This window comes from Exiguobacterium sp. s91, assembly GCF_018618915.1.
GTDB classification, from domain to species: Bacteria; Bacillota; Bacilli; order Exiguobacteriales; family Exiguobacteriaceae; genus Exiguobacterium_A; species Exiguobacterium_A abrahamii.
Genome location: NZ_JACSMZ010000001.1, coordinates 1,598,194 through 1,619,731, shown reverse-complemented (window position 1 = coordinate 1,619,731; position 21,538 = coordinate 1,598,194). Strand labels below are relative to the sequence as shown.

24 protein-coding genes and 1 other RNA gene are annotated in these 21,538 nt (G+C 48.7%); 16 read left to right on the top strand and 9 right to left on the bottom strand.

Annotation, left to right across the window (positions count from 1 at the left end):
* The first annotated feature begins 113 nt into the window (after nucleotides 1-113).
* Entirely contained in the window at nucleotides 114-2,489 is a 2,376-nt protein-coding gene (locus KNQ06_RS08515; protein ID WP_215147973.1) for a glycoside hydrolase family 31 protein, read from the top strand.
* 75 nt (nucleotides 2,490-2,564) lie between these two features.
* Here KNQ06_RS08515 and KNQ06_RS08510 read toward each other — a convergent pair whose 3' ends face one another.
* From KNQ06_RS08510 to KNQ06_RS08500, 3 genes are all read right to left on the bottom strand, one after another.
* Nucleotides 2,565-3,365, bottom strand: a complete 801-nt coding sequence (locus KNQ06_RS08510; RefSeq protein WP_215147971.1) for an SMI1/KNR4 family protein — start codon at nucleotides 3,363-3,365, stop codon at nucleotides 2,565-2,567.
* Nucleotides 3,366-3,471: 106 nt separating this feature from the next.
* Nucleotides 3,472-4,053 carry a DUF1643 domain-containing protein gene (locus tag KNQ06_RS08505; protein WP_023467910.1) on the bottom strand — a complete coding sequence of 194 codons (582 nt, stop codon included), beginning with the start codon at nucleotides 4,051-4,053 and terminating at the stop codon, nucleotides 3,472-3,474.
* A gap of 15 nt (nucleotides 4,054-4,068) precedes the next feature.
* On the bottom strand, nucleotides 4,069-4,752 hold the full coding sequence (locus tag KNQ06_RS08500; protein WP_023467911.1) for a lytic transglycosylase domain-containing protein: 684 nt from the start codon (nucleotides 4,750-4,752) through the stop codon (nucleotides 4,069-4,071).
* Between the two features lie 107 nt (nucleotides 4,753-4,859).
* Between KNQ06_RS08500 and KNQ06_RS08495 the strand changes: the two genes are divergently transcribed.
* The 8 genes from KNQ06_RS08495 to KNQ06_RS08460 all read left to right on the top strand — a co-directional run bounded on the left by KNQ06_RS08495 (nucleotide 4,860) and on the right by KNQ06_RS08460 (nucleotide 12,066).
* Complete coding sequence (locus KNQ06_RS08495) at nucleotides 4,860-5,534, top strand: CPBP family intramembrane glutamic endopeptidase (protein ID WP_215147970.1); 675 nt, start codon at nucleotides 4,860-4,862, stop codon at nucleotides 5,532-5,534.
* 147 nt (nucleotides 5,535-5,681) lie between these two features.
* The gene (locus KNQ06_RS08490; protein WP_055967405.1) at nucleotides 5,682-6,104 is read left to right on the top strand and encodes a hypothetical protein; all 423 of its coding nucleotides are present in this window, start codon (nucleotides 5,682-5,684) and stop codon (nucleotides 6,102-6,104) included.
* 304 nt (nucleotides 6,105-6,408) lie between these two features.
* Nucleotides 6,409-7,089 carry an ABC transporter ATP-binding protein gene (locus KNQ06_RS08485; RefSeq protein ID WP_215147967.1) on the top strand — a complete coding sequence of 227 codons (681 nt, stop codon included), beginning with the start codon at nucleotides 6,409-6,411 and terminating at the stop codon, nucleotides 7,087-7,089.
* Nucleotides 7,086-7,904 carry a hypothetical protein gene (locus tag KNQ06_RS08480; protein ID WP_215147965.1) on the top strand — a complete coding sequence of 273 codons (819 nt, stop codon included), beginning with the start codon at nucleotides 7,086-7,088 and terminating at the stop codon, nucleotides 7,902-7,904. Before KNQ06_RS08485 ends, KNQ06_RS08480 begins: the two co-directional genes overlap by 4 nt.
* A 12-nt stretch (nucleotides 7,905-7,916) precedes the next feature.
* Nucleotides 7,917-8,987 (top strand): hypothetical protein, encoded by a 1,071-nt coding sequence (locus KNQ06_RS08475; protein ID WP_214769484.1) that lies wholly within the window; start codon nucleotides 7,917-7,919, stop codon nucleotides 8,985-8,987.
* A gap of 54 nt (nucleotides 8,988-9,041) precedes the next feature.
* Nucleotides 9,042-9,923, top strand: coding sequence for an ATP-binding cassette domain-containing protein (locus tag KNQ06_RS08470; protein WP_215147963.1), 882 nt, complete (start codon nucleotides 9,042-9,044; stop codon nucleotides 9,921-9,923).
* Nucleotides 9,920-10,972, top strand: coding sequence for a hypothetical protein (locus KNQ06_RS08465; RefSeq protein WP_215084483.1), 1,053 nt, complete (start codon nucleotides 9,920-9,922; stop codon nucleotides 10,970-10,972). The genes KNQ06_RS08470 and KNQ06_RS08465 overlap by 4 nt, the downstream gene beginning before the upstream one ends.
* Nucleotides 10,969-12,066, top strand: coding sequence for an ABC transporter permease subunit (locus KNQ06_RS08460; RefSeq protein WP_215147961.1), 1,098 nt, complete (start codon nucleotides 10,969-10,971; stop codon nucleotides 12,064-12,066). Before KNQ06_RS08465 ends, KNQ06_RS08460 begins: the two co-directional genes overlap by 4 nt.
* Nucleotides 12,067-12,156: 90 nt before the next feature.
* On the opposite strand, the gene KNQ06_RS08455 is transcribed toward KNQ06_RS08460, so the two are convergent.
* From KNQ06_RS08455 to KNQ06_RS08445, 3 genes are all read right to left on the bottom strand, one after another.
* Nucleotides 12,157-13,050, bottom strand: coding sequence for a hypothetical protein (locus KNQ06_RS08455; protein WP_149427138.1), 894 nt, complete (start codon nucleotides 13,048-13,050; stop codon nucleotides 12,157-12,159).
* An 89-nt stretch (nucleotides 13,051-13,139) separates the two neighbouring features.
* Nucleotides 13,140-13,346 (bottom strand): DUF2922 family protein, encoded by a 207-nt coding sequence (locus tag KNQ06_RS08450; protein WP_029341392.1) that lies wholly within the window; start codon nucleotides 13,344-13,346, stop codon nucleotides 13,140-13,142.
* A 36-nt stretch (nucleotides 13,347-13,382) separates the two neighbouring features.
* Nucleotides 13,383-13,610 carry a DUF1659 domain-containing protein gene (locus tag KNQ06_RS08445; RefSeq protein ID WP_023467919.1) on the bottom strand — a complete coding sequence of 76 codons (228 nt, stop codon included), beginning with the start codon at nucleotides 13,608-13,610 and terminating at the stop codon, nucleotides 13,383-13,385.
* Between the two features lie 68 nt (nucleotides 13,611-13,678).
* Between KNQ06_RS08445 and KNQ06_RS08440 the strand changes: the two genes are divergently transcribed.
* The 4 genes from KNQ06_RS08440 (at nucleotide 13,679) to KNQ06_RS08425 (ending at nucleotide 17,302) form a co-directional block, all read left to right on the top strand.
* The gene (locus tag KNQ06_RS08440; RefSeq protein WP_231884689.1) at nucleotides 13,679-14,674 is read left to right on the top strand and encodes a potassium channel family protein; all 996 of its coding nucleotides are present in this window, start codon (nucleotides 13,679-13,681) and stop codon (nucleotides 14,672-14,674) included.
* A 69-nt stretch (nucleotides 14,675-14,743) separates the two neighbouring features.
* Entirely contained in the window at nucleotides 14,744-15,436 is a 693-nt protein-coding gene (locus tag KNQ06_RS08435; RefSeq protein WP_064300103.1) for a hypothetical protein, read from the top strand.
* A gap of 59 nt (nucleotides 15,437-15,495) precedes the next feature.
* On the top strand, nucleotides 15,496-15,909 hold the full coding sequence (locus KNQ06_RS08430; RefSeq protein ID WP_050677067.1) for a hypothetical protein: 414 nt from the start codon (nucleotides 15,496-15,498) through the stop codon (nucleotides 15,907-15,909).
* 49 nt (nucleotides 15,910-15,958) lie between these two features.
* Complete coding sequence (locus KNQ06_RS08425) at nucleotides 15,959-17,302, top strand: S8 family peptidase (RefSeq protein WP_215147959.1); 1,344 nt, start codon at nucleotides 15,959-15,961, stop codon at nucleotides 17,300-17,302.
* 47 nt (nucleotides 17,303-17,349) lie between these two features.
* Here KNQ06_RS08425 and KNQ06_RS08420 read toward each other — a convergent pair whose 3' ends face one another.
* Entirely contained in the window at nucleotides 17,350-17,793 is a 444-nt protein-coding gene (locus tag KNQ06_RS08420; RefSeq protein WP_041255063.1) for a hypothetical protein, read from the bottom strand.
* Between the two features lie 134 nt (nucleotides 17,794-17,927).
* On the opposite strand from KNQ06_RS08420, the gene rnpB reads away from it, so the two are divergent.
* The 3 genes from rnpB (at nucleotide 17,928) to KNQ06_RS08405 (ending at nucleotide 20,326) form a co-directional block, all read left to right on the top strand.
* Nucleotides 17,928-18,301: RNase P RNA component class B (gene rnpB / locus KNQ06_RS08415), an RNA gene on the top strand.
* A 111-nt stretch (nucleotides 18,302-18,412) separates the two neighbouring features.
* Nucleotides 18,413-19,558, top strand: coding sequence for a THUMP domain-containing class I SAM-dependent RNA methyltransferase (locus KNQ06_RS08410; protein WP_215147957.1), 1,146 nt, complete (start codon nucleotides 18,413-18,415; stop codon nucleotides 19,556-19,558).
* A 330-nt stretch (nucleotides 19,559-19,888) separates the two neighbouring features.
* Nucleotides 19,889-20,326: a hypothetical protein gene (locus tag KNQ06_RS08405; RefSeq protein WP_215147955.1), complete on the top strand. Its 438-nt coding sequence runs from the start codon at nucleotides 19,889-19,891 to the stop codon at nucleotides 20,324-20,326.
* 51 nt (nucleotides 20,327-20,377) lie between these two features.
* Here KNQ06_RS08405 and KNQ06_RS08400 read toward each other — a convergent pair whose 3' ends face one another.
* Nucleotides 20,378-20,686, bottom strand: a complete 309-nt coding sequence (locus KNQ06_RS08400; protein ID WP_214724721.1) for a hypothetical protein — start codon at nucleotides 20,684-20,686, stop codon at nucleotides 20,378-20,380.
* Nucleotides 20,687-21,157 (bottom strand): hypothetical protein, encoded by a 471-nt coding sequence (locus tag KNQ06_RS08395; protein WP_214724723.1) that lies wholly within the window; start codon nucleotides 21,155-21,157, stop codon nucleotides 20,687-20,689.
* Nucleotides 21,158-21,538: the final 381 nt, after the last annotated feature.

The window sequence follows — 21,538 nt, the reverse complement described above, 5'->3', positions numbered from 1 at the left end:
TGGGTTCATTCTTCCTTGAAGTGGGAACATGAACTCTTATACACTAGATGTGTAATCGGTTGCACACTACTTAGCCTGGAAGGAAGTGAAAGGGGCGTAAGTCCCGAACCCGTATGCGAACAATTGATGAATCCCATTTCTACACGCGCGACATGAAACCACAAGCACGACCAGACGCCATCATCCAAGGAGATGTCTACCGTTTCACGGTCTTGACGAGTCGGATGATCCGACTTGAGTACGCGGCGGATGGACAGTTCGAGGATCGACCGACCCAAACGGTCTTCAATCGTGATTTTCCGGTACTTGCTTACCGCATCGTCGAAAACGAGGAAGAATTGCAAATCATCACCGAGCACGTCCATCTGCATTATACGAAGGGACCGTTCGCTGCGAACACACTCTATATCGATGTCTTAGGGAACTTCAGTACCTACTACAGCCGCTATACGTTCGGCGGACCGCTCCGGACGTTAAAAGGAACGGCACGGACGCTTGACCATGCGGACGGCGTCATCCCACTTGAAGAAGGGATTCTTTCCCGACAAGGTTATGCGGCGATTGACGACTCGAACGCCTTCGTCCTGACGGAAGACCATTTCGTCGAACCGCGACGCTCCGGTACGCATGACATCTATTACTTCGGATACGGTCACGACTACAAACAGGCACTGCGTGACTTCTACCACCTGACAGGACCGACGCCGATGTTACCACGTCAGGTACTCGGCAACTGGTGGAGTCGTTACTGGCGTTATAGTGAGAAGGAATACAAGGATTTGATGACGCGCTTCAAGACGGAAGACATTCCGTTCTCGGTCAGTGTCATCGACATGGACTGGCACGTCACCGATATCCCGGAACGCTACGGAAGTGGCTGGACGGGCTATACGTGGAACCGTGATCTATTCCCGGATCCACGCGGATTCTTGCAATGGTTAAAGGACGACGACCGGATGGTCACGCTCAACTTGCACCCTGCGGACGGTGTGCGTGGGTTTGAAGAAGCCTACGAGGCGATGGCGGTCGCGATGGGCGTCGATCCCGAATCGGATGTCCGGATCCCGTTTGATTTCTCGGACCGGACGTTCATCGAGAACTACTTTACGAAGCTGCATCATCCGCACGAGGCAGATGGCGTCGACTTCTGGTGGATCGACTGGCAGCAGGGCGCGAACTCGAAGATGAAAGGGCTTGATCCGCTCTGGATGCTCAATCATTATCACGCGCTCGATATCGCCCGCGATGGCAATCGACCGTTGATCTTCTCACGTTACGCGGGACCCGGAAGTCACCGCTATCCGGTTGGTTTCTCAGGCGATACGATCATCTCGTGGGCATCACTCCAATTCCAGCCATATTTTACAGCGACAGCGTCGAACATCGGTTATGGATGGTGGAGCCATGACATCGGGGGGCACCAACGCGGAGAGAAAGATGACGAGTTATCGACACGTTGGCTCCAATACGGTGTCTTCAGTCCGATCATGCGCCTGCACAGTACGATGAGCATCTTCAACGGGAAAGAACCGTGGCGTTATTCGACCGATGCGTCGAACGTCATGAAGAAATATTTACGACTTCGGCACCAGCTCGTGCCGTACATCTACACGATGAATGCCCGTAATCACTTTGACGGCTTGCCACTCGTCTCACCGATGTATTATGAGCATCCGGAAGACGATCAAGCATACAACGTTCCGAATCAGTTCTACTTCGGAACGGAATTGATCGTCGCGCCGATGGTCACACCAATGCACCGGAAACTGCACATGACGGCGACGACAGCGTGGTTGCCGGAAGGGGAATGGTTCGATTTCTTTAATGGGCACCGATACCGCGGCGGCAAGCAGATCCGTCTGTTCCGTTATCTCGAAGACCAAGGCGTACTCGCAAAAGCCGGTGCGATTGTTCCACTCGGTCGTCATCTCGAACAGTCGAATGCCCTGCATAATCCGGACGATCTCGAAGTCGTCGTCTTCCCGGGAGCATCGAACCGGTTTACGTTGTTCGAAGACGATAGCACGGGTGTCGCGCACCGCGATGGTGTCAACGTTGAGACGACGTTTGCGCTCGACTGGGAAGCACGTGAGTTGACGATCGCGGCACCAACCGGACACCGTGACTTGTTACCCGAAAACCGCTCGATTACGTTGATCTTACGTGGAGTCCGTGAAGGATACGTTCAGCGCGACGGAGAGAGTGTCACCGGCGTCTATGATCATGCGACGCAGTCCCTTCGCGTTGAACTGGGTGAAGTGACCGATACGATCACGTTGTCGCTCCAAGTTGAGATCTCGACGAACGAGAATAAGATGGACCGGTTGTATGCATTTCTCGACCAAGCGGAAATCAGCTATGATTTGAAGGATCGTTTGTACCGTCTGCTGTCACAAAAGCTCGACCCGGTCAACATGATGCACCAGTTGCAAGCACTCGAACTCGAGAAGGATCTCGTCGACTGCCTGCTTGAGTTGATGTTGTCTTAAATGATTGGATAGGCATGCGAAAAAGCCAGTATTCGTCATCCGTATGGACGAGGAATACTGGCTTTATGGTTGAGGTCAGAACTCTTCGTCTATCTCTTCATCCATCCAAGATAGCAAGTCTTCTGCATCGAGATCGTCACCTTTACTGAGGATCAAGGTCGTGACGTCATCTCGTTTCTGTTCTAACAACTCCGGGTTGTTCGTCAAGACTTCCATGAGGTAATACGCATAGGAGTCGAGGAAATCAGGCTGGTCGTTTCGTTCGATCAGTGTCATGAACGCTTCGATGAGTTCTTCCTGTTCTTCATCGAGAATCATCCAGTGGGAGTAGGCGAGAAGTTTTTCGTTTTCGTCATCTCCACGGAGAATGTCCTTGATTTCAGGTAACGTCAGAAATACGACATCCGGCATGACGACTTCCGGAACATCGCTACTCAGCTTCGTTAACCACTCGTCATATGTCGCCGCGACGAAATGGGTCGTCTCATCCGAAATATCGAGGCACCAGACAGTCGGCTCAGCAGCTTCCGTGAAGTGGAAGTACCAAAAATAGCTCCCTTCTCCTTCCGCGAACATCATGACGTTTCCTTCGACATCCCATTCCCGGAGGACCGACAATTCGTCCAGATACCGTTCGAATGTCAATGACGTCATGGAGCGGAGTGGGAGGTGCAATCCGCTTTCTGCGTCCGACCATGTATTCTTGAACTCGACCATCACGGCCATAGCTTCTGGGGCACCACCGTTTTGTTCCTGGATTTGTTCGAGGTAACGGACGGGGAGTCGACCGTTGACGGCTTGCTCGATTCGTTGAATGTCTGTTTCTTTGACTGAAATCATCGTTTCTTCCTGTAATTCTTCATCCCAAAATGGCATCGTATGACCTTCCTTGCTATGTAATATGTAGACTTTGATTATACGCGAAGTTGATGGAAAATGTTTCAAAAAAAGGACCCTTGCCGTTATGGAAGGGTCCATTGCGTCATTTACGACGCAATTTTTTCGCTTTTTGTTTCATGTCGTTATACGTGATCATCGGGCTATCGTCCATCGTCAAGCGTAGATGGTTCGGTTCGCCTTTGTTCGTGATGCCGGAGCAATAGAGGATGTCGGCATACTGCTCAAACAGTTCCTCATATGCCGGCAGGTGGTGCATCAGGCGACCAGGCGATCCCCAGCCACAGAGGACGACGCCATTTTTTGCTTTGACTTCGGCAAGTGTCTTCGCGACGAACTCATAGTTCGTCTCATCGAAGCTCGCTTGCGCGAACGGCAGATCCTCGCTGACGAGCAGGTCCGGCATCAAACTGATGATGTCATATTGTTTGACGGGGTCACTGACATACTTCTTCATCAAATTGTACGCACGTTGTGTCGTCGTTCCAGAGAGAAAGGCATCCGTCGTCCGTGGTGTGTAGATTAAAGCGGCGACGTGCGTCCCTTCTGCGATGTCGTCAAAGATGTAGCTGCGTAAATAGCGTTTCGTCTTGTCTCGATCAAACGTCGTCTGGACGCGGATCGACGATTCCTCAATCAAGAGTTCGGAAGAATCGGCTGGTGTCATGGGTGGTGCCTCCTTTTAATTGGTCAAACGTGAGCTGATGCGAAGGAAGAATGCGAGTGTCTTCTTCTTGAGGTCGAGGTCGTTCGCATCGATCGCCTCGACGTGTTGCTGGTAACGATCATATTGGGCGAGCACGTCAGAAACATATTGTTCACTGCGATTGTATTCAAACAGTGCTGTCGCGAGCGTGTCTCGGTCTGATGTCTTCGTAACATCGTGTTGGTTCAGGTATTTCGCTGCCGTGTGGGCGCTGTCGACGAGACTCGTCGGATCGGCTTTCCCGTCGCCGTCCGCGTCCACTCCGAGACCACCATATTTCTCGATGGCTTCCGGATCCGTCACGTCGATGCCGTCATGCTCGATGTCACCGAGCGACGTGCCACCTTCGTATCCCCAACCGACCCATGTTTTCGGCATGAATTGGAACGGACCGATGGCGCCAACGGACGATTGCATCGCTGACGAGTTTGAGAAGATCGTCTCGACGCGATGGATGGAGGCGAGTAGCTTCCAGTCGATGCCGTAACGTGCCGCGGCTTGTTCGTAGATGTCGATGTTCTCGGCAGGTACGCCATGCTGTCCATAATACGTACGATACATTTCATTTTGAACACGTTCCCGATTTTGCCAGTAGATGAAGCTACTGACGATGAGGGCGAACAGTACGAACAAGATGCTGATTCGAAAAACTTTTCGCATGTTGTTCTCTCCTCTGTATAGGATTCCACTGAATGGTATCATATTTTAGTAGGGTCTAATAGCACTTTCTGTGACGGGAATGTGGAATCAAAAAAGGAGTCGAAGTCATGTATCTCTTCGTAAATGGGTTTTTACTCGGATTGCTTGTCGTCCTCTCAATCATCGCAGCGGTCCGTCCGGTCGATTTGACGATCGTCCCACGCAAGGATTTCTACCCCTCAATGGTCCAGTCGAGCGGCATCTTATGTCTCTTGCTCGTCGGTGGCACGCTGGTCAGCGGTACGCTGTTACCGGAAATCGGCTTGACGTTTTTTGTCCCAAGTGGTCCAGTCTGGTACGCGACGATTGGACTAATCGTCTTTCTCTGTATCGTCTTGCTTTTGACAGCGACCATTCCAGCGTTTCGCAAACGTTTATTGCCGCTCTATCAAAGTGAGGCGGAACGACTGATTCTGCCGCGAACAAAAGAGGAGCGAACCGGGTTCCAAATGGTCGCGCTGATGGCAGGGGTGACGGAAGAGTTGATCTATCGCGGGTTTCTCTTCCATACGCTTGGATTATTTTTACCGTTCTCTGAAGGCAGCTTCGTCTGGATCGGTGCCATCCTGTTCGGGATTGCCCATCGTTATCAAGGGTGGTTCGCGATTCTCGTGACAGGACTGATCGGAGCGGGATTCGGCTACTTGTATCTAGCGCTCGAGACACTCTGGCCGCTGATCATCATCCATGTCTTAATTGATCTCGTTGCCGTCTACGTTTACAAGGACGATGTTAATTCCTGACATCGTCAAAAAGCGTTGAATTTGGTAGACTGAATGTCAAGCGAAGTCATCGTTTAAATTGGTCAAGTTGACGGTTGCAGAACAGGTCAAATGACAGGTAGAATGAGAAGGTAAACGCTTACACATCAAAAGGAGATGGATGAAACCATGCGAACGATCACTTCCACTGGCGAGCGAAAGAAGACGAGTTGGACATTGAATATCGGCAATCAGCCACATTTAATGATGGATGGTGTGACAGAACAAACGCTTGATGCCGAGCAACGTGTCATCTACGACGAATTTTTGATTCCGACGACAGACACTTTGATTCATCGGTTCAAAGCCCGCTTCCCGAACCATCTCTGCGAGAACGGGTATGATGTGTATGGCGCTGCCGCTTTTGACGAACAGGTCGTCGAACTGATCTCGAATTGGTTCATCGAGCTGGTCACCGTCTTAACAGCGATGCAGCGGACGAAAGGCATTCAGCATGTCCAGATTGAAGGCGGTGTCGCAAAACGGACCGACTTCTTACCGACCGTGCGTCGGACATGCCGGGCACTGGAGTCAACGATTGATATTTATTGAAACACCAGTCACGTGTTCAGAGGGGACGTCCATCAGGGCGTCCTCTCTTTTTTTGTTCATCTCGAATCGTTTTCCTGGGAAGCGATTTCGAGTGATCAAATCGCTCTCCTTTCTTCCGGTCATAAAAAAGTAGAAACGAAGTCGAAATACTTGCGGAGTCGGGCATTTTTGTCCGGCTCTTTTTCATTTTCTGGATGATAGCAGGAAAAAACAGGTTGACGCTAGACTGTATGGCATGTACCATACAGTTAACAGATGTACTATTGTCTTAATACAATGGTAGGAATTGAGGAGGGGAATTCTAGTGCTTGAAGTGAAGGGGTTACAAAAGCGATACGGACGAAAGAAGCAGGTCTTACGTGACGTGACGTTCTCCGTTGATTTAAACGAAGTGACATGTCTGATCGGCTTGAACGGGGAAGGGAAGTCGACAATTTTAAAAGCAATTCTCGGTCTGATTCCGGTGGATGCCGGGACGGTGACGGTCGACGGCAAAACATCGCGCGACCAGATCGCATTCGTGCCTGATCTCCAGACGATGCCGAGCTACATGACGATCGGACAAGCGCTCGCGTATATGGCGGATCATTATCCAGATTGGAATCAAGAGACAGCGGAACGGTTGCTGCAGACGTTCCAGCTGTTTACGACGGATAAAATGGCGAACTTATCAAAAGGGAACAAGGCGAAGTTTAATCTTGTCTTAGGATTCGCCCTCGATCGACCGTACATATTACTCGACGAACCGCTCGCAGGAATCGATCTCTTCATGAAGGAACAGATTGCCTGGATTTTCTCAAGTGAGTTCATGGAAGGACGGAGCATCCTGATGACGACTCACGAAATTACCGAGGTCGAACAGGTGATTGACCGAGTGTTGTTCTTACGGGACGGGAAAATCGTCGAAGTCAAAGAGACGGATGAGCTGCGCGGCCGTCATCATCAATCGGTCCAGGACCGGATGCGGGAGGTATATCAAGGATGAAACGCTGGTTGTTATTAACGAATGAAGAACTGAAACGGAGTACGAAATTACTGGTGTTGTTGATTTCAGGATTGATCGTCGCGGAAATCGCGTCACTGCTCTATCAGATTTACGATTATCAAAGCACGATCGAGAAAACGATGCGTATCGATCAGATTTCAGAAATGGACGCAATTGCACAAGCAGGTGGTGCGTTGACCTTCGCACAGGCAACGGATTTTTACGATTCAATCATTGTTTTAACGATGGGGATGATTCTCTTGTTCGCGTTCTGGATTTGGTATCGCGACTGGGTGGGCGAGACGAAGTACATCTACAGATTGCTATTGTTACCGGGATCACGCCGGGCGATTTTTGGATCAAAATTGATGGCCGTTCTTCTCGTCGTCGCTAGTCTAATCGGTATCCAGTGGGTCTTGTTGTTGCTTAGTCGCAATATCTACTTGTGGCTATTGCCAGATGCTCAACAGGTCACAGCCAGCATCAACGAATACTCCTTTTATATGAAGTTATTCTATACGATGTACCCAACTGACATTTTATTCATTTTACTAATGACATTCATCGTCATCTCGTTCGTCTTCATGACAGTATTACTTGAGCGGTCGTTTCGAAGAGGAAAAGCGTTCTTGATCGTCGGATTACACGGGATTGCACTGATTGGTGGTTATATCATTTTAGGCTTAGCATTGTCAGCTATTTCAAGCAACCTGAGTCAACTGCATATGCAATTTTATTTCGGATACGTCGTACTATTAACGTTATACGTGTCATACAAAAATCTGCGGCTAGTCCAGACGCGACTATCCGTTTAAGGAGGAGACTTCATGAAGCGATATCGACAACTCCTGATCTATGGATTGATCATTTTCATAACAATCGGAAGCTACATCGGCTATACACTGTCAATCAAAAGCGCAGACTTTTCCCTCGAGACCATCAGTGGGAAATCTTCGCAAGTAGAAAATTTTAATTTACGTTTACAGACTAAAGGAATGCGTTCGACGATTTATGATGCCAATGCAAATGGAGACATCGAAAAACAGTCAAACTCTTACGTCGGACAACTATTTCGTGAAGATAGCATGGCGGATTTGCCAGACAAATATTACGAATTCACGACACAAATGGAAACGAATGTGAGTGGAGATGGACAATCAGAGTATGCGATTCAGATCAAACACAATAAATTACGATTTAAGATGTTTACGTTCAAGACCGAGGAAATGTTCGAGAAAACATTTCAGTACGATACGAAACTTGAGACGGGGATGGACTTACAAGCCAGTGTCGTCGATAAGCAGGCGATGAAGGTCTACATCCAACTTGATCGTGTCGATCAGCCCATGGAAACGAAACTCCTTGTGCTTGATTTAGCAGGCGATCGGGTCGAAGAAATCATTCTTCAAAAACCAGTAGCGCCTAAAAACGCTCGTCAATTTTTAGCGATTCACCAAAATGAAGTCGTCTACACGGAACAACCGTCTGACAGCGATGAAGAGAACACAAAACTATCTTATTTTCTCGATGACGGGAAGGTCGTTCGGTCCATCAAGGAGTTAAATCAGCAACAAATCGGGTTTACACCCTATGCGAACGGTCGTTATTTAATCGGATTCCGTCTGCCGGAAGGGGAGACGAAAAGAATCGAATGGTCGATGTTCGACTTGGAAACGAAACGAGTATCCGAGCATAGTGTAAGCAGTCCGCTTGTTTTGAAAAAGATCGATTGGTTGGATTCGACGGACGAAATGAAGCTCTATCTCTCATCCGAGACGAACGAAGGATTCCAAGTATCCGTGATCGATTTAAAAAATGAACAACTGATGTACCAAGGGGAAATCAAGGATGCGAATCAGAAAAAAGGAACGAGTATCTACGATTTTGCAGTTCAATGAAACGGAGACGTCATACCGAAACCGGATGACGTCTTTTTGAAAGGATAAAATGATATGAAACTAGAAATCGAACAGTTATCAAAAATCTATCCGAATCGAAAACAAGCGTTGCAGGATATCACGTTGACGCTTGAAGCCGGAGTGTATGCCTTGTTTGGTGAAAATGGAGCAGGGAAGACGACGTTGATGAAGATTCTTGCTGGACTGTTACATCCATCGCAAGGGGGGATTCGAGTCGATGGTCACGTCGTCTCACCGCTAGAAGAGACGTACCGCGAACGAATCGGGTATTTGCCGCAAGAGACACCGCTTTACGGTGATTTCTCGGCAACACAGTTTTTAACGTACTTGGCAACGGTCAAGGGCGTTCCTAAATCCGTCATCACCTCTCGCGTTAAGCAAGCCTTGATCGATGTGAATTTGCTAGAACAAAAAAATCAGAAACTTCGCCGCTTCTCAGGTGGAATGAAACGACGGATCGGGATCGCGCAACTACTGTTGAACGACCCGGACTTTTTGATCATCGATGAACCGACGGCAGGGCTTGATCCAAAAGAACGAATTCATTTTCGAAACGTCATCGCGACGATTGCGCGAAAACGAATCGTCTTACTGTCGACACATATCGTCTCGGACGTTGGGTCGATCGCAAAGGAAATCATCCTGATGCAGCAAGGGAAGATCATCCGCCAAGCCAATCCCTATACCTTGCTCGATGAGATCGCGACCTCGATCTGGTCCGTCGATGTATCGGACGAGACATTACTCGTCTTGCAGGAGACGTACCAAATGGGTGCGATTCACCAAACACGGTCTGGTAAAAACCGCGTCCGGATCATCTCATCCGATCGACCGCATCCAGATGCGGTTCAGGAAGAGCCGCAACTAGAAGATTTATACCTTTATCACTTAGATGAACGGATGCGTGGCGCGTGATGTCGATGTTACGATTCGAATCATATAAATTATACAAATCGCTAATCGTCTGGTTGCTGTTGATCGGTATGGGAATCTTTTTCTTACCGACATTAGTGGAACCGATTGATCATGTCGTCAAGTCCCGCTATCCTTCGTTCGAAGGACCAGCGACGAAAGACGTCTTTCAGAGGATTGAGGCAGATGGCAACATCATCAATGATCCAGATACACGAATGGGAGAAGACGACATATTTTACAAGAATGAAATCTATGCTCAAATCTTACATATGGAAGAAGCGCAAATTCAGCGGCAGCAACGCCTCGACGTTTTAAAAAGCGATACGTTCGAGCAAAAGCTCGTCAATCGTATCAACGTCGCATCGATTCGCTATCACGATCCGGCGGAAATCGTAGCGACGTTCGTCAATCAATCCGGACTCCTGTTCCCGTTGATCGGACTCCTGCTCGTGACAATCAGTTATACACGTGAACGCATGACCGGAGTCGAACAGTACCAGTTGACGTCGCGGAATGGACGACATCTCTTATTACGTGCGAAATGGATGGCTGCCGTTATGTACGTGACGATCATCCATGTATTAACGTATCTTGCGACGATTTTAGTCGTCCGTTATCAACTCGGACCGATCGATTGGTCGGCACCGATGCAAGCGATGGACAGACTTGCTACAGCACCGTATCCGTTATCGATTGGTGGATATGTACTGTGTACGTTCATTTATCAGGAACTTGCCTTTGTGACGCTAGCGACAGCTATTTTATGTGCCTCGTTATTCGCGAAACAGTACAGTCACGCCTTCGTTTACGTGACGATTTTGATCGGTTTACCATTGACATATGGTTACGTCATTCCGGACGTTTTCTTCCCGGAGTTCGTGCAAGTGTTGATCTTCTTTTTCCCAAGCCGCGGCGTGCTGACGCGTGAACTGTTCCAGACAGATATACCGTTCGTCTTACCGATTTTTGTGATGCTCGTTTGGATTGTACTGATCGTCACCCTTTACGTATTCATGATGCGATCTGTCAAAAGGAGGGAGCTGACATGAGCCGCGACTTATTGAAGGTGGAATGGCAAAAGGTAAAGCAACAAAAGATGGTGTGGGTTCTCCTGTGCCTTGTGTTTATCGTCGGTCTGATTTTTTCATTTAGTCGGATGGGCTTGCCTGGAACGGAACGGACGAATGCACCGTTCGAAGGGAAATTGACGAGGGACTTCGTGCAACTGGCAACAGAAGGGGTAAAGCGTGTAACGAAGAATGGGATCACGAAAGCAGAACAGCGTGAACACGACATTTATTTGCAGATTTTGAAGGCAGACGGCCGGCATCAGTCGCAATCGCAACGTGTCGACGAATTGCGTCAAGAAGCGCGCTCTGCGACATCTGACATCAAAAAACGAAAACTCGAACAAGAAGCGTCGTTGCTTGCGAAAATCGATTATCAACACGTTGGCAACTACCGGACGCTTGATCAATTCATCGTATTTCTCGGTGTCGGAGGATTTGCGTTGCTGGCGATCGTCTTGACGTTAGTAACCGCGACGAGTTTTTCGCGCGAAGCGCAGACCGGGATGTTGCAACTGCTCTATAGCTCAAAGCATGGTCGCAAAGACGTCCTGACGGCAAAATTAGCACTCTCGATCCTGCTCGTCACTGGCATCATCCTCGTTTACAATATCGTGCAGTGGCTCTTATTTTTCCGTCAGTCGAGCGGCTGGGAGTTACCGATTCAGTTTAACTATCATGATTCTCCATATCCGTTGACATTCGGGCAACTGTATCTGCTCGCTATTTTGATGCAGTGGCTGGTCGGCATCTCGTTAGTCATGACGTTCACGTTTTTCTCGTTACTCGTCCGGCATGTCCTTGCTGTTCTGATACTCGCATCGATCTGGTTGATTGGTCCGTTCATACTTGAAAAGTTCTTTGGAGGCATCATGGCGAGCGAAACGATTCGCTCACTTCTTCTCCTGACACAAGGGCATTCATTGATGGTGTTCGTATTGTTTAGGGATTACCTCGCTGTACCGGTGTTTGGGCAACCGATTATTTTACCAGTAGTCGTCATCGCCAGTAGCATCGCGACAATTCTCTTGTTCGGCTGGGGTTGTTACAAACTGGTCTCGCGTCAGTCTGCCTAAAAAAACGCTTCGCATCGGAAAAAGTTATCCGGTGCGAAGCGTTCTTTTTTTCGTTTTGACTAGGAATCGATACGTCGTGAGGCGAAAGCATCAAGACGTGAAGTTTTTCTCTGTTGCTTTACAGGCACGCAATAAGGCATCCTTGAAAAAACGATCTTCCTGCGAAGCGAGTTGTTGTGTTGCTTCCTCGTCCCCGCGCAGGGAGCGGGCGAGCATCTGAATGACCTTGACCCAGCGCCGGACGTGATCGAGTTGCGGGCGACCCATCGCGACGTATACCGTGAACCAATCGTTCTGATCGCGGCGGATCATCCGTTGAAACAGTGATTTTGCGAGATCGACTTCTTCGGTCGTCGGGAGCTCGTTCGTCTCGAAATAGCGACGTAACGCGGCGACGGCAGTCGCATACGCTGCCTTGACGTCTTCTGACGGCTGATGTTTGCCGTAGTCGGATGTCGACAGATGAAGTAAGGCAGGTTTTTTCTCGACACCCGTGATCCAGGCGGAGATCGTCTTATTGCCCTTATAAGCTTGACGGTTCGCGACCGGGAGCTTCGCCGTGACATTACCGACTTTCCCGATCAAGGTCACTTTGTTGTTGCGATCCTGAATTTCGGTCACTTTCATCTCGACCGTATCCCCCATTTCATGAGGAATGGCTTTCGGCTGGAGCTTTTCTCCTGCCGAGAGCGGCGAACGCTTGCGGATCATCCGCAGTGCCTCTTGTTCAATCCGGTCGTCAAGCGACCAAAGATGTTCCGGTGGGACGTTGCGGAACCGGCGACGTCGGACCTTGATGTACTGGTCAAGCGCGTCAGCAGCTTGCTCCCGCGTCGATTCACCACGTGCGACGGGGCCGATGATGTCTCGGAGCGTAATGGATTCGAGACGTTCCATGATGCCTTCGAACGGGATGAGTTCCATTACGTAGAGACTACAGACGACGAGTTCGCATTCGCGAGGAGTGAGTGGGCGTTTGGCCATAAATTGACTTCCTTTCAGCTGGTTGATGTTTCTAGTATACCAAAAAAAAGCCATCGTCACGTAATCCCGTGACGATGGACTGAAAAAGCTTACAAGACGAATGCCGATTCCGAACTGTTTTGTAATTCGGCGGACGCGAGACGTGTGACACCGTTCATGAACGGGTCATGGGCGACGAACAAGTCACCGATTGCTTTGATCTCCGCCACGGTCGCATTCTCCTTCGCACCAGCGATGCGCAAGCGATACGGTTTTTTCGTCACCGTATCGAACGTCAGGACGATTGTATGTTCCATCAATGGTCACTCCTTTCATGAAATGTAGAGGATGGGTTATGCCTTCAGTAAAGCATAGTCACGGCTGATTTCCGTCAGCGCGTAGCGTCCGTCGAGTAAGCTACCGATCGATTGCCCGATCGAAGCGACGACGTCTGCTGGAAGATTCGAACGTAAGCCGTTGTAGCGGCGGCGAGCGACGACGGCATCACCGTTCGCTGTCACCTTGTCTTTACGCTCGAAGACGATGACGAGACTCGTCTTGATCTCTTCTGCTTGTGTCATGTGTATCACCTCCTTCGCCCTTATTGACAGGGGAAGAGACCGGATTGTTCGAAAGGAATGAAAAAAACATGGTCTGGTTACGTTTTTTACGAAAAGTCTCGTTTCTACGGATGCGGACGCTCGGGTATGCGTCCTTAATTTTCGTCTTCGGTGTCGCGGGCATCATGTATGCGCTTGAGCCGGAGACGTTCGGGTCCTACTTCCGCGCCGTCTACTGGACGATGACGACCGTCGTCACGGTCGGATACGGTGACTTCTTCCCGAACTCGGATACCGGTCGGATTCTGACGATTTTCGTTTTCATCTTCGGGATCGGAATCGTCGGTGGATTGATCTCAAAACTGGTCGACGGTGTCCAGTTGATTCGTAATCAAAAGGAAAGAGGGTTGTTACAAGTGAAGGAAACAGGGCATACGGTCGTCTTCGGTTACAGTCGGCGTTCGAAGCACGTCATCGAGTCATTGCTCGAACATACGGATGTCGTCCTCGTCGACGACCTAGAGCGAGAGCCATTCAGTCACCCCCGGTTCCATTACGTCTGTGGTGATCCGGCGCTGACGTCGACGCTTGAGCGAGCACACATCGAAAAGGCGGTCCGTGCGATCGTCCTCGCTGACCATTCGATTCCACCGGTCCATGCTGATGGACGAACACTGTTGATCGCTTCAAGCATCGAACGGGCGAATCCGAACATCTACACGATCGTCGAGATGATGCTTGAAGAACACCTCGATAGCTTTGAACAGGTCAAGGTCGATGAGGTATTGCTCGGTGACGAGACGATTGCCCGGATGGCGATCCTCGCGTCCCATCATCCTGGCGTAACGAAAGTCGTGACGAATCTATTAACGAAGGATGGTGAGGGAATGTTCTCGATTCCGACACGACCGGAATGGGCGACATACCGCGATGCGTTTCATGCTTTGCTAGAAGAAGGGGTGACGATTTTATCTGACGGGAAGCGGCTTGATTTGAACCAACGTCTCGACGAAACGATTCCGAAAAATGGCACGCTGATTGTCTTATGTTCGGAGGAAACCGCCCAACGAATCGGAGCAATTTAGGTCGGGCATGATTCAACTAATCTTTTTTCGGGTATAGTAAACAAATTTACTAAACGGAGGAAAAGGATTATGACACAACCACAACCAGAATGGATCCAAGAATTATTTGAGACGGTCGATCAAGGCGAAATTAAAAATGCACCGAAATTACTTTATATGGCATTGACGCTTGAACCAAGTTATTTTACAAAAGCAGTTAGTCGTTTTAATCAACGATTGGAAGTCGAACCATTAACGGACGTTTCGGAACTACTGACGGTGTATCGTCAATTCTTCCTCTCAGCTAATCCGTCAGAGGAATACTGGTCACTTGCTTGGAACGAACTCATCCAGACCCTACAACATATGATCGATCGACCAGAAGCGCAGCAATTACTTAAAGAACATGTTGATTTACTCGACTGGTGGTCAAGTGAATCCTTACTGTCGCTCCCGAGCTGGTTGACGATTTTAGATGTCGCAGAACGGATTGACGCGCTCGATCAATTTAGCAGTTATCTTCCAGATATTTTCGAGAGCTACGCGCTCGAGACAGCAAAGGATGAACCGTTCGCTCGTCTTGCCTGGTACGCACTCGCAAGCAATCAACAAGAGTTGCTTGCCCCGTACAGAGAACGGATTGAAGCCGGTTCATCGAAGGAAATTCAGTCTCTTCGTCAAGCGGATCTCGTCGATCAAATTGAAACGACACGGGTCGTTATGTTAAAGTCGAAAGATAACGAGCCGATTGAATTAACATTTGATCGAAAATGGACATTATAAATTATCGAAGAAAAAATGACACCTAGAAGCCGCACGAATCCAATCCAAGGGGTGTAGGGATGATTCACGTCAATTTACCGAGTGGTGACTATGTCGTGTTAGTAGAAATAAATCGTGAAGTGCTGCTGTGTCATTCGATTGAAGAAGCGGAACAAGCACAACGTGACCGGTATGAACTGGTCGGACGGATGAGCGAACGCTTGCCGGCAGAAGTGATTGGACCCTCGATTGCGGACTTCGTCCGCTTTTCGACCGGGTTCATCGGCGAAGAAGTAACGTGGCATGAAGATGAAGAAGCGTTCTTTTGCCAACAGTTCGAGACGTTCGACGGTTCCCCGTTAGGTGAAGATTTGACGGGTATCGATGCAACGCGTTGGCGTGCGGTCCTTGCACGCTATTATGCTTACGTGACGATCGGAAAGATCATTCCTTTTGAAGTCAGCGAAGAACCGGACGGTACGGTTCCGCTTTAGTCCAAACGATTCTTCGGTCGGCGCGTAAACAGAGAAGGGCAGGGTTCCCATGAAAAAGCAACTTGCACTACTCACGCTAGCGACAATCGTCGCCATGCCAACGTCTGCTTTCGCGCAGTCTCAATACGTACAATACGACCCAACCTTTACAGAACAACAAAAACAAGAATGGTTGGCGAATCAAGGTCTGACCGAGATCCGTGCCCTGAAACAAAAAGGATTCTCACTCGTCGAGCCCCTTGCGCACCTCGAGGAAGAAGATATCGACGCCGATTTGATTCCGATCACGGACGTCAAAAAAGCGACGGATTCTGCCCAATTCCAGCAAACGTACCTCGATCAGTCACGAATTCCGGCTTACTGGAAGTACAGCCGTGGGAAATCGGACGTTCGCGTTGCGATCATCGATGACGCGATCGATACGAAACACCGTGAGTTCAAGGATGTCATCTATAAAACGACGACGATTTCCGGGATTCGCAAACCAGATGATCACGGGACACACGTCGCGGGGATCGTCGGGGCGCGTGAAGACGGTCAAGGAATCGTCGGTGTCGCTTCGGGTGTCAAACTGATTGGGGCGGACGTCTTTGACGGAGAATATGCCGGGTCGATCGATATCGGCGACGGTATTCTGTATGCCATCGAGCAAGGGGCAGATGTCATCAATCTGTCGCTCGGACAATATGAATACGATCCGTATATGGAGTCCGCGATCAAAAAAGCAGAGGCGAAAAACATCCTCGTTGTCGGCGCAGCCGGGAACGACGGGAAGGGGAAAGTCCTTTTCCCAGGCTCAATGAGTCAAGTCGTTGCCGTCGGATCAGTCGGGACGCTCGGTCGTGCCTCGACGTTCTCGAACTACGGTAAAGGACTCAACATCATGGCGCCGGGTGAAGGGGTTTACTCGACGATCGTCGGGAATAAATACGGCTACTTGGACGGAACGTCGATGGCGACACCAGTCGTCAGCGGTGTACTGGCACTCGCGAAATCGAAGAATCCGTTCGTCTCGAATACGACGATGCGCAGTAAGTTATATGCCGCAGCGACGAAAAAATCAGGCGATACGAAGTCGCATTACGGGACGGGTCGCTTGAACGCCGGAATCTTGGCGACGTTACCGGCACCGATCTCAAAGATCTCGTTACCGTCAACGGTCAAGCCGAATCAGCTGTTCTCATTCTATTTCGATGAGTACGCGAGTGCGAAGACGACGACACGTCTCTATAAGGACGGGAAGGTAGTCAAGACGTTCACGCAATCGAATTTAACGAACGGGACGCATAAGTTTACGTATAAGTTGAAAGACAAGGGGTCTTACAAGCTCGTCTTTACGACGACAGGCGGACGCCATACGCGGACCGTCGAACGACTCTTGACAGTGAAATAAAAAAAGCGCCTCCCACCGAGTGAGAAGCGCCGTACGAGACCTGAAGATTACTTCGGGTCTTTTCCTTTTTTATAGACGGGCGTCGGAGGTGTTAATGCCTCTCCAGTCCACGTGATCATCGCTTCCATCTTGTATCCTGTATCGTCCTCATGGACGAACGACAGGCGACTGGAATCGATCAATTGGTATAAACCATAAGCGACCTGGTCGGCCCAAGAGCGTAACGTCATCGCATTATCATACAACGGGATTTGCTCAGGGAAACGTTCATTCATAAGCAAGATATCGTGTTGATCGAAATGATAGCTACGTTTTGAGAGTGCATCGGGCGCCTTGACGTTGAACGGCTCGAACGCGTGGATGAGCTCTCCTTGACGATAGAAGGCGAAGATGCCGTTTCGCAGATGAAGTGCCTTGATCTCATCGATCTCGATCAGGAATGTCAACTTGCGAACCGTTCGCCGGTTCGTACCAGAGCGTCGTTTTTTCATGCTGCATGCCCCCTTCTGAACTCTTGTACTATACCGTGAAATGAGGCAGGGACGCAACTTTTTCGTTTATAAAACGAGAATTGCCTCTTGCAGGAAAGCGGCATCTACGCTACACTCATAAGCAGTGACTATGTTGGTTCGGACAATCGCGGGGCATTTCGGTGCTTTGAGGAAAGTCCATGCTCGCACAGCCTGCGATGGCTGTAGTGATCGTGCTACACAAAAAGATAAGTGTAGGCAGCGTCAAGCTGACGGCAGAAGGAACGCCTAAGTCTTCGGATATGGCCGAAACTTCTTGAAGGTGCCACAGTGACGGAGCTTCATGGGAAACCATGAAGGTGGAACGAGGTAAACCCCACGAGCGAGAAACCCAAATTTGGTAGGGGAATTTCCGGAGCGGAACTGAACGCGAAGGAGAGCGTATGCAAATACGGAGATAGATGATTGTCGCCTGCGTGTGAGGGTCAAACCGTTTGGAACACTAAGGAACAGAACATGGCTTACAGGACCACATAGGCTGTTATTTTTAAGTTGAACGAGAGTCCAGGTCCACCCTGGGCTCTTTTTTTATTGCAATGAAACGATTCAGTGGAAGAAACAATAAAGGAGTGAACGCGATATGACAAAACGCTTAGTCATCGCGACAGCGGCGATGGGAATCGAAGCGCTCGTCGCAAAAGAAGTCCGTGCGTTAGGATATGAATGTACGGTCGAGGACGGAAAGGTCTACATCGATTGTGAGATGGAGGACATTCCTCGTTTGAACATGTGGCTTCGGACAGCGGACCGGATCAAACTCGTCGTCGCTGAGTTCCGCGCGACGACATTCGAAAAATTGTTCGATCAAGTCAAGGCACTGCCGTGGCACGAATTGATGCCGTGGGATGCCAACTTCATCGTCAACGGTCGTTCGGTCAAGTCGAAGCTCTTCTCGATCCGTGACTGCCAGAAGATCACCGAGAAAGCGATCGTCTCGCACATGCAAGAACAGTACAACAAAGGAACGGAATGGTTACCGAAGACAGGTGCGAGCTATCCGATTGAAGTCGCTTTGTTAAAAGACATCGCAACATTAACGATCGATACGTCTGGCGACGCGTTACACAAACGCGGCTACCGTGAGTTCCACTCAGCAGCCCCACTCAAAGAAACGATGGCAGCTGCGATGCTGATGCTGACGAACTGGAAGCCGGACATGCCGCTCTACGACGTCTTCACCGGTTCAGGTACGCTGGCGATCGAAGCAGCGATGATCGGGCGTAATATCGCACCAGGGATCAACCGCGAGTTCGTCTCACAGGAATGGAAATGCATTCCGAAGAAGGCGTGGTTTGATGCGATCAACGAAGTGAACGAAAAAGCAGAGTGGGACAAACCGTTGAAAATCTACGCAAGCGATGTCGACCCAGAGATGGTCAAGCTCGCGAAAACGAACGCAGAACTCGCAGACGTTCGCGATGCGATCAACGTCATGCAACGCGACGCTGCAGACTTCAAACCGAAGGAAGACTTCGGTGTCATCATCGGAAACCCACCGTACGGGGAGCGTTTGGAAGATGCACGTGAAGTCCATCAGCTCTACCGCAAGATCGGAACGGCGTACAAAGAATTCCCATACTACAGTGTCTACATGATCACGTCGTATGTTGAGTTCGAAAAAGCGTACGGTCGCCCGGCGACGAAGCGCCGAAAGCTGTATAACGGGAATATCGAAGTTCAATTCTATCAGTACTATGGTTTGCGTCGGAAAAGACCGCAGGCTTAAATGATTTCTAGTATTTGCCGAAATCGTATTGCACGCTTGTTGCGAAAATCGGAAATTTCCTTACGAACCGCTCTTTTGAGCGGTTTTTTGCATTTCAAAAGCTGTTCGAATTGCGTCGCCGTATCGGATTGCATAGTGTGCAATATGTGAGCGTACGTATCCATCGTCAACGTTGCATCGGCATGACCGAGTCGTTCCTGATTGAAGTATTGGTATACGATGCTCGCCATACAGAAGCGGGACAACGCGCTGACGTTAATTCTGAAGCGTCACAGACCATATCGTTGGGAAAGCACTCGATTTTGTACCGGTCAAAGATGGCAAAGCAGTGTGGAATGGCTATATGCTTCAAATATCCAGAAGACGATCAAAGAAGCGCAGCGTCTCGGATTCACATGGGGTGGGGATTGGGACTCTGACGGAAACCAACGAGATGAAACATTCATCGACTCGCCTCACCTACAGTATGAGTACAAAGGAGATACGGACGAAGTACTTGGATCCGCACCGACTTCAAAGCCTAAAGCTAACCCGAAGCCGACGCAAGGTAATGGGAACGCGATCGTGACATATCCAGGAAAACCGTTGTATGTCGGAGCAAAAGGGATGAAGCAGAAGGACGTAGAGCGTATTCAACGCGCGGTCGGGGCATTCGTCACAGGCAAGTTCGACAAGCAAACGGAGTCAAAGGTCAGCTCATATCTGAAGCTTAAGATACTTGATGCAGATGGTGTTGTCGGTCTTGCAATATGGAATACTTTATTTTAAATAATAAAAATTTTAAGAAACAAAGAATAAACCCTATCAAGGTGACAGGGTTTATTCTTTGTTTTGTTTTATTGGCTCGAATTCAATCCATGCTTTTGTAATAGAATCTTTTTGACTCATTTGGTTGCCTAAGCGCATTCTGAATTTATCCTCATGCTCATTGTTAAATTGATCTTTATAAAAAAATGTTAGGATCAATTTTGGATTAATCAATTCACTGTTTTTCTCATCCCAACAATTAAGTAAATAAACATTGCTTAAAGCAACAAAATAACTAGGTATTTGAATTTGTTCTGTTGCATTACTTTGAATGATTGGAACATAACTAATATAAAACACTACCTCGGCAATAAACTGCATTCATCTATTTGGAGATGGTCTAGAATCGATAGCTCTTATATTAAATTCGAATTGCTCTAGGTCTTGCATTCTTTCTTCAGGACTTGGACCGATTATAGAATGATCATCGTAAGCCTTGTCTTCAATTGCATCTATACCGCCTTCTAGTTCATAATAGTAACCTACATTGAGAGCAAACGATTTACCTGTATTGATTACCGGAATAGTAAATTCACTAAATTTCGAATATCCTACAAGTAAATTAAGTTGATTTTGAGCATTTCTTGACCAGTCTACTAAAGGGAAGGGAATTTCGACTGATAACTGTTTATTTAAAGGAGCTATTCTGGGGCGCTCAATTTTTTCCTGTTCTTTAATTTGTGTGTTTAGTTGCTTAGCGCTAGTGCTAGCTGATTTTTGTGCCGCAATTGCTGCCCAAACCGCTCCGATCGCAGAAGATATTTCGATAGTGCCTTTAATCAATTCGTTCATGTATTTACTCCTTAATATGTCATTATTTTAAAAACAAGAAAAATTCAGGGGATTTTAAACATTTTTTAATTCGGTAAATATGGATAATCAATGATGTTATTAAGACTCTCCCATAAGGGAATCCAGGGAAAGGTCTGGCGAAGTCGGAAGGGTGTGTTGACTGGAACTCGCGAAAGGGAACCACCCCTTTCCCGTTTATTAGTCAAAAATGAAAGTAACTTGCTCATTCGTGACGATATCTCGATTATTTGGAAGGATGACATTGATTTTTTTCATGCAAGACGTTTTGAGCAATAGATCAACTTGACTACCGGTCGTGAGTGTATCGACGACGCGTTTGATTTCAATAACATCCCCAGTGATTGATAGTTGATTTTCCCC

What these genes read in the sequence shown, in the direction of transcription:
- KNQ06_RS08515 (WP_215147973.1), top strand. Translation starts at nt 114, where the DNA reads ATGCGAACAATTGATGAATCCCATTTCTACACGCGCGACATGAAACCA.
- KNQ06_RS08510 (WP_215147971.1), bottom strand. Translation starts at nt 3,365, where the DNA reads ATGCCATTTTGGGATGAAGAATTACAGGAAGAAACGATGATTTCAGTC.
- KNQ06_RS08505 (WP_023467910.1), bottom strand. Translation starts at nt 4,053, where the DNA reads ATGACACCAGCCGATTCTTCCGAACTCTTGATTGAGGAATCGTCGATC.
- KNQ06_RS08500 (WP_023467911.1), bottom strand. Translation starts at nt 4,752, where the DNA reads ATGCGAAAAGTTTTTCGAATCAGCATCTTGTTCGTACTGTTCGCCCTC.
- KNQ06_RS08495 (WP_215147970.1), top strand. Translation starts at nt 4,860, where the DNA reads ATGTATCTCTTCGTAAATGGGTTTTTACTCGGATTGCTTGTCGTCCTC.
- KNQ06_RS08490 (WP_055967405.1), top strand. Translation starts at nt 5,682, where the DNA reads ATGCGAACGATCACTTCCACTGGCGAGCGAAAGAAGACGAGTTGGACA.
- KNQ06_RS08480 (WP_215147965.1), top strand. Translation starts at nt 7,086, where the DNA reads ATGAAACGCTGGTTGTTATTAACGAATGAAGAACTGAAACGGAGTACG.
- KNQ06_RS08475 (WP_214769484.1), top strand. Translation starts at nt 7,917, where the DNA reads ATGAAGCGATATCGACAACTCCTGATCTATGGATTGATCATTTTCATA.
- KNQ06_RS08470 (WP_215147963.1), top strand. Translation starts at nt 9,042, where the DNA reads ATGAAACTAGAAATCGAACAGTTATCAAAAATCTATCCGAATCGAAAA.
- KNQ06_RS08460 (WP_215147961.1), top strand. Translation starts at nt 10,969, where the DNA reads ATGAGCCGCGACTTATTGAAGGTGGAATGGCAAAAGGTAAAGCAACAA.
- KNQ06_RS08455 (WP_149427138.1), bottom strand. Translation starts at nt 13,050, where the DNA reads ATGGCCAAACGCCCACTCACTCCTCGCGAATGCGAACTCGTCGTCTGT.
- KNQ06_RS08450 (WP_029341392.1), bottom strand. Translation starts at nt 13,346, where the DNA reads ATGGAACATACAATCGTCCTGACGTTCGATACGGTGACGAAAAAACCG.
- KNQ06_RS08445 (WP_023467919.1), bottom strand. Translation starts at nt 13,610, where the DNA reads ATGACACAAGCAGAAGAGATCAAGACGAGTCTCGTCATCGTCTTCGAG.
- KNQ06_RS08440 (WP_231884689.1), top strand. Translation starts at nt 13,679, where the DNA reads ATGGTCTGGTTACGTTTTTTACGAAAAGTCTCGTTTCTACGGATGCGG.
- KNQ06_RS08435 (WP_064300103.1), top strand. Translation starts at nt 14,744, where the DNA reads ATGACACAACCACAACCAGAATGGATCCAAGAATTATTTGAGACGGTC.
- KNQ06_RS08430 (WP_050677067.1), top strand. Translation starts at nt 15,496, where the DNA reads ATGATTCACGTCAATTTACCGAGTGGTGACTATGTCGTGTTAGTAGAA.
- KNQ06_RS08425 (WP_215147959.1), top strand. Translation starts at nt 15,959, where the DNA reads ATGAAAAAGCAACTTGCACTACTCACGCTAGCGACAATCGTCGCCATG.
- KNQ06_RS08420 (WP_041255063.1), bottom strand. Translation starts at nt 17,793, where the DNA reads ATGAAAAAACGACGCTCTGGTACGAACCGGCGAACGGTTCGCAAGTTG.
- KNQ06_RS08410 (WP_215147957.1), top strand. Translation starts at nt 18,413, where the DNA reads ATGACAAAACGCTTAGTCATCGCGACAGCGGCGATGGGAATCGAAGCG.
- KNQ06_RS08400 (WP_214724721.1), bottom strand. Translation starts at nt 20,686, where the DNA reads ATGCAGTTTATTGCCGAGGTAGTGTTTTATATTAGTTATGTTCCAATC.
- KNQ06_RS08395 (WP_214724723.1), bottom strand. Translation starts at nt 21,157, where the DNA reads ATGAACGAATTGATTAAAGGCACTATCGAAATATCTTCTGCGATCGGA.